Raw genomic sequence first — 6790 nt, 5'->3', positions numbered from 1 at the left:
CGTAGGGGTCGAGCTCGCCGGCGGCGACCCGGGCGGCGAGCGCGTCGAGGCGGGCGTCGCCGCGCAGGTCGGCGATGCGCTCGCGCAGCGACGTGACGGCGATCGTCTCGACCTCGCGCCCCGCGCGGTGCGCGCGCCGCGCCGCCAGGGCGCCGTGCTCGTCCATCCACGCGCGGTGCTTCTCCAGCGCCTCGACGACCTCGTCGGTGCCCTCGCCGCGCGCCGCGACCGTCTTGACGATGGGCGGCCGCCAGTCCCCCGGGGCGCGGGACTCGCCGAGGCCCAGCATGTGGTTGAGCTCGCGGGCCGTGGCGTCCGCGCCGTCCCTGTCGGCCTTGTTGACCACGTAGACGTCGCCGATCTCCAGGATCCCGGCCTTGGCCGCCTGGATGCCGTCCCCCATGCCCGGCGCCAGCAGCACCACGGACGTGTCGGCCTGGGAGGCGATCTCGACCTCCGACTGGCCGACCCCGACGGTCTCCACCAGGATCACGTCGCACCCCGCCGCGTCCAGTACGCGGATCGCCTGGGGCGCGGCCCATGCGAGCCCGCCGAGGTGGCCGCGCGTGGCCATCGAGCGAATGTAGACGCCCGGGTCGGACGCGTGCTCCGCCATGCGGACACGGTCGCCGAGCAGCGCGCCGCCGGAGAACGGCGACGACGGGTCGACGGCCAGCACGCCCACCCGCCTGCCCGCCTTCCGGTACGCCGTGACCAGGGCGGACGTCGACGTGGACTTGCCGACGCCGGGCGAGCCGGTGAGACCCACCACGTACGCCCCGCCGGTGAGCGGCGCGAGGGCCGCCATCACCTCGCGCAGCTGCGGCGACGCCCCCTCGACCAGGGAGATCAGCCGGGCCACCGCACGGGGCCTGCCCGCCCTGGCCTGCGTCACGAGCTCGGAGACGTCCACCACTGCCCGGGTCCTCCCGTGTTTCGAGTTACTTCGCCGCGCGCGCTACGTCGCCACGCGTTACTTCGCCGCGCGTTACTTGGCCACGCGCACGATCAGCGCGTCGCCCTGGCCGCCGCCGCCGCAGAGCGCGGCCGCGCCGACCCCGCCGCCGCGCCGCTTGAGCTCCAGCGCGAGGTGGAGCACGAGGCGGGCGCCCGACATGCCGATCGGGTGCCCGAGGGCGATCGCGCCGCCGTTGACGTTCACCAGGTCGGGCGACACCCCCAGGTCCTTCACGGACTGTACGGCGACCGCCGCGAACGCCTCGTTGATCTCGATGAGGTCGAGATCGCCCACGCCGATGCCCTCCTTGCCGAGCGCGTGCTCGATCGCGTGGGACGGCTGGGACTGGAGGGAGTTGTCGGGGCCCGCGACATTGCCGTGCGCGCCGATCTCGGCCAGCCAGGAGAGCCCGAGCTCCTCGGCCTTGGCCTTGCTCATGACGACGACGGCCGCGGCGCCGTCCGAGATCTGCGAGGAGCTGCCCGCGGTGATCGTGCCGTCCGCGGAGAACGCGGGGCGCAGCCTGGCCAGGCCCTCGGCCGTGGTGTCGGGGCGGATGCCCTCGTCGGCCGAGACGAGGACCGGCTCGCCCTTGCGCTGCGGGACCTCCACCGGCACGATCTCGGCGTCGAACACGCCGTTCTTGCGCGCGGCCGCCGCGCGCTGGTGGGACCTGGCGGCGAACTCGTCCTGCGGGGCGCGCTCGATGCCGAGGCGGGTGTTGTGCTTCTCCGTCGAGGCGCCCATGGCGATGTCCTCGTACGCGTCCGTCAGGCCGTCGTGCGCCATGGCGTCCAGCACTTCGAGCGAGCCGTACTTGTACCCCTCGCGGGACTTCGGCAGCAGGTGCGGCGCGTTGGTCATGGACTCCTGGCCGCCGGCGACCACGACGTCGAACTCGCCGGCGCGGATCATCTGGTCGGCCATGGCGATCGCGTCGAGCCCGGACAGGCAGACCTTGTTGATCGTCAGCGCGGGCACGGTCATGGGAATGCCGGCCTTGACGGCGGCCTGGCGGGCGGGCAGCTGCCCGGCGCCCGCCTGCAGCACCTGCCCCATGATCACGTAGTCGACCTGCTCGGGCCCGACGCCGGCGCGCTCCAGCGCGGCCTTGATCGCGAAGCCGCCGAGATCCGCCCCGGAGAAGGACTTGAGCGAGCCGAGCAGCCGCCCCATGGGCGTGCGCGCGCCCGCGACGATCACTGACGTGGTGGTGTTCGATCCGGACATGAGCACGATCCCCTTTGCGTGCGGCCCGGCGCCGGCCGGCCCTGACGTGACTTGCGGCTAGGTGGGCGTTCCCGCGTGAACGACGGTTAACTTCCAATGTAGCCGGGGGCACGGACATCGGTCACCGGCCGGTCCGTGTGACGGCGCGCACGTTGCGTCACCGGCCGTACCGCGCTGGACTTGGCGCATGCTGACGCGCATCGACCACATCGGAATCGCCTGCCACGACCTGGACACGACCGTCGAGTTCTACCGCTCGACGTACGGCTTCGAGGTCCTCCACACCGAGGTCAACGAGGAGCAGGGCGTGCGGGAGGCCATGCTCCGCATCAACGGCACCTCGGACGGCGGCTCCTCCTACCTCCAGCTGCTCGAACCCGTGCGGGAGGACTCGGCCGTGGGCAAGTGGCTGGCCCGGCACGGGGAGGGCGTCCATCACATCGCGTTCGGCACCGGGGACGTCGACGGCGACTCCGAGGCCATCAGGGACAAGGGCGTCCGCGTCCTGTACGACGAGCCCAGGACGGGCACGATGGGCTCACGTATCACCTTTCTTCACCCGAAGGACTGCCACGGAGTCCTCACGGAACTGGTCACCTCCGCCACGGAGCACTGACTCCGCGTGTCCCGGGCCCGGTACAGTGGGCCGGGCCGGGGCCGGGCCGGGGCGGCGCTCCCACCGATGATCTGACACCATTCCCCCGGGGGGCCGTTCACCTAGGACGGCGCTCGCTCAGCAGAGTTGCGACCAGGGGACGGATGGGACCGCGCAGTGCGGGGCTACGAACGCCAGGAGAGCCACCGGGCTGACGACCAGCTCTCGCGGATCGAAGCCGAGATGGACCGGCTGCGGACCGCGCGGGAGAAGGCCGTCCAGCACGCCGAGGACCTCGGTTACCAGGTCGAGGTCTTGCGCGCCAAGCTCCACGAGGCGCGCCGCAACCTCGCGATGAGGCCCTCCTCCTACGACGGTGCCGATCTGGGCTACCAGGCGGAACAGATGCTCCGCAACGCCCAGATGCAGGCCGACCAGCTGCGCTCGGACGCCGAGCGCGAGCTGCGGGACGCGCGCGCCCAGACGCAGCGCATCCTCCAGGAGCACGCCGAGCACCAGGCGCGGCTCCAGGCCGAGCTGCACGAGGAGGCCGTGCAGCGGCGCCAGCGCCTCGACCAGGAGCTCGCCGAGCGCAGGCAGACCGTCGAGTCGCACGTCAACGAGAACGTGGCCTGGGCCGAGCAACTGCGCGCCCGTACCGAGTCGCAGGCGCGCAGGCTCATGGAGGAGTCGCGCGCCGAGGCCGAGCAGTCCCTGTCGGCGGCGCGCGCCGAGGCCGCGCGCGTGGCCGACGAGGCCAGGCAGCGCCTCACCGCCGAGGCGGAGACCGCGCGCGGCGAGGCCGAGGCGCTGCTGCTGCGCGCCCGCAGGGACGCGGAGCGGCTGCTGAACGCCGCCTCCACCCAGGCGCAGGAGGCCACGAGCCACGCCGAGCAGCTGCGTACGACGACGGCCGCCGAGTCCGACCAGGCCCGCCGGCAGGCCGCCGATCTTGCCAAGGCGGCGGAGCAACGCGTCCAGTCGGCCGAGGAGCGGCTGCGCGAGGCACGCGCGGAGGCCGACAAGGTCGTCGCAGAGGCCAAGGAGGACGCGGCCAAGCGCCTCGCGGGCGCCGAGTCGCAGAACGAGCAGCGCACCCGCACGGCGAAGGCGGAGATCGCGCGTCTCGTCGGCGAGGCGACCGAGGAGGCCGAGGCCGCCAAGGCTGAGGCGGAGCAGGTACTCGCGGACGCGCGCGCGGAGGCCGACAAGCTCGTCTCCGAGGCCGGGGAGAAGGCGCGCTCGGCGGCCGCCGAGGACACCGCCGCGCAGCTCGCCAAGGCGGCGCGTACCGCGGACGAGGTCCTCACCAAGGCGTCCGACGACGCCAAGGACACCCGGCGCAAGGCGGGCGAGGAGGCCGAGCGGATCCGCCGCGAGGCCGCCGCCGAGGCGGACCGGCTGCGCGCGGAGGCCGCGGAGGCAGCCGACCAGCTCAAGGGCGCCGCCAAGGACGACACCAAGGAGTACCGCGCCAAGACGGTCGAGCTCCAGGAGGAGGCGCGCCGGCTGCGCGGCGAGGCCGAGCAGCTGCGCTCCGAGGCGGTCGCCGAGGGCGAGCAGATCAGGAGCGAGGCCCGCAGGGAGGCCGTCCAGCAGATCGAGGAGGCCGCCGGGTCGGCCGAGGAGCTGCTGACGAAGTCCAGGGCCGACGCCGACGAGCTGCGCTCGGCGGCGAGCACCGAGAGCGAGCGGGTGCGCACGGAGGCCATCGAGCGCGCCACGACGCTGCGCAGGCAGGCCGAGGAGACCCTGGAGCGCACGCGCGCGGAGGCCGACCGGCTGCGCGCCGAGGGCGAGGAGCAGGCCGAGGCGGCGAAGACGGCCGCCGAGGAGGCCGCGGCCCGGCTGCGCGAGGAGACCGAGCGCGGCGTCGAGGCGCGCAAGTCCGAGGCCGCGGGTGAGCTGACGCGGCTCCACTCGGAGGCCGAACAGCGCGTGGAGGCGGCCGAGTCCGCGCTCGCCGAGGCGCGCGAGGAGGGCGAGCGGATCCGCCGCGAGGCCGCCGAGGAGGCGGAGCGCCTGCGGTCCGAGACCGCGGAGCGGTCCAGGTCGCTGAGCGACCAGGCCGAGCAGGAGGCGGAGCGGCTGCGCACGGAGGCCGCGTCCGACGCGTCCGCGTCCCGCGCGGAGGCGGAGAACGTGGCGGTGCGGCTGCGCTCCGACGCGGCGACCGAGGCGGAGCGGCTCAAGACGGAGGCGCAGGAGAGCGCCGACCGGATCAGGAGCGAGGCGGCTGCGGCCGCGGAGCGGGTGGGCACCGAGGCGGCCGAGGCACTGTCGGCCGCGCAGGAGGAGGCGGCGCGGCGCCGCCGCGAGGCCGAGGAGCTGCTGGACTCGGCGCGCACCGAGGCGGGGCGCGAGCGGGAGCACGCACGCGAGCAGAGCGAGGAGCTGCTCGCCGCCGCACGCAAGCGCGTGGAGGAGGCGCAGGCCGAGGCGCGGCGGCTGGCCGAGGAGGCCGACCGCGGCGCGACGGAGACGGTCGCGGCGGCCGAGCAGACGGCGCAGCAGGTGCGGGACTCCGTCGCGGGCCTGCACGACCAGGCCGAGCAGGAGATCGCCGGGCTGCGCTCGGCCGCCGAGCACGCGGCGGAGCGCATGCGCACGGAGGCGCAGGAGGAGGCCGAGCGGCTGCGGGCCGACGCCCACGCGGAGCGCGAGCGCGCCACCGAGGACGCGAACCGGATCCGTACGCGCGCCCAGGAGGAGTCGGACGCGGCGCAGGCCCTCGTCGAACAGACCGTCAACGAGGCCGCGGCCGAGGCGGACCGGCTGCGCACGGAGGCCACGGCGCACGCGCAGCGGCTGCGGACCGAGGCGTCGGACGCGCGCGCGTCGGCGGAGTCGGACGCCTCCCGTACACGCGCCGAGGCGCGCGACGACGCGAACCGCATGCGTTCCGAGGCAGCCGCGCAGGCCGATCGGCTCGTCACGGAGGCGACCGCCGAGACGGAGCGCATGCGCGCGGAGGCGGCCGGTACGGTCGGCTCGGCCAGGCAGGCCGCGGAGCGCATGCGCGCCGAGGCCGAGCAGATCAGGGCCGACGGCGAGGCGGAGGCTGAGCGGCTGCGCGCCGAGGCCCAGGCCGAGGCGGACCGGGTGCTCGACGAGGCGCGCAAGGACGGCGCCAAGCGCCGCTCGGACGCGGCCGAACAGGCCGACCAGCTCATGAAGGCGGCCCAGGAGGAGGCGCTGCGCGTCGCCACCGAGGCGGAGTCCAACGCGGACGCCATGGTCGGCGCGGCGCGCAAGGAGGCCGAGCGCATCACCGCGGAGGCCACCGTCGAGGGCAACACGGCCGTGGAGCGCGCGCGTACGGACGCCGACGAACTGCTGGTGGGCGCGCGGGGGGACGCCGCCGCGCTGCGGGAGCGCGCCGAGGAGGCGCGTGCCCGGGTGGACGCCGAGATCGAGGAGCTGCACGAGCGGGCGAGGAGGGAAACCTCGGAGCAGCTGAAGACGGTCGGCGAGCGGGTGGATACTCTGATGAAGGCGGCGAACGAGCAGCGCGCCGAGGCCGAGCAGAAGGCCAAGGAGGTGCTCGCCGCTGCCGATTCGGAGGCGAGCAAGGTCAGGATCGCCGCGGTGAAGAAGGCCGAGGGCCTGCTCAAGGAGGCCGAGCAGAAGAAGGCCGGACTCGTCAGGGAGGCCGAGCAGTTGCGTGCGGACGCCGGCCGGGACGCCGAACGGATGGTCTCGGAGGGCAAGCACGAGCTCGACATCCTGGCGCGCAGACGCGCGGACATCCAGACCGAGATCTCGCGGGTCCAGGACGTGCTCGAGGCTCTCGAGTCGTTCGAGGGCCCGGGCGGCTCCGGCAAGGACGGCACCGTCAAGGCGGGTGCCTCGGCCGGGTCGACGCGTTCGAATGGTAAGCCTTCGGACGGGTAGTCAGGAGCGAACCACTCAAAAGGCTGGACATTCTGCATACCAAAGCCGCATCGACGCGTTGACACGCCGTACAGGCCCCTAGGATTCCCCCTATCACCTCACCGGTCTCATTC

General features: G+C 74.2%; 4 protein-coding genes. 2 read left to right on the top strand and 2 right to left on the bottom strand.

Annotated elements, in window-relative coordinates; translation table 11 throughout:
* Nucleotides 1-916: methylmalonyl Co-A mutase-associated GTPase MeaB (gene meaB, locus JFN87_RS09365; protein ID WP_209339472.1), on the bottom strand; the 916-nt coding region annotated here is incomplete at its 3' end.
* A 72-nt stretch (nt 917-988) separates the two neighbouring features.
* Nucleotides 989-2188 (bottom strand): acetyl-CoA C-acetyltransferase, encoded by a 1200-nt coding sequence (locus JFN87_RS09360; protein WP_209339471.1) that lies wholly within the window; start codon nt 2186-2188, stop codon nt 989-991.
* Nucleotides 2189-2375: 187 nt separating this feature from the next.
* Here JFN87_RS09360 and mce point away from each other — a divergent pair, with 187 nt between their 5' ends.
* Together mce and scy are read left to right on the top strand one after the other, a co-directional pair.
* On the top strand, nt 2376-2804 hold the full coding sequence (gene mce, locus JFN87_RS09355) for a methylmalonyl-CoA epimerase (protein WP_209339470.1): 429 nt from the start codon (nt 2376-2378) through the stop codon (nt 2802-2804).
* A gap of 156 nt (nt 2805-2960) precedes the next feature.
* Nucleotides 2961-6677, top strand: coding sequence for a polarized growth protein Scy (scy, locus tag JFN87_RS09350; protein ID WP_209339469.1), 3717 nt, complete (start codon nt 2961-2963; stop codon nt 6675-6677).
* Nucleotides 6678-6790 lie beyond the last annotated feature (113 nt).

This window comes from Streptomyces montanisoli (assembly GCF_017813245.1).
In the GTDB taxonomy this organism is placed as follows: Bacteria; Actinomycetota; Actinomycetes; order Streptomycetales; family Streptomycetaceae; genus Streptomyces; species Streptomyces montanisoli.
Note: the sequence above shows the minus strand (reverse complement) of the source record. Positions and strands in the feature narration are given on the sequence as shown.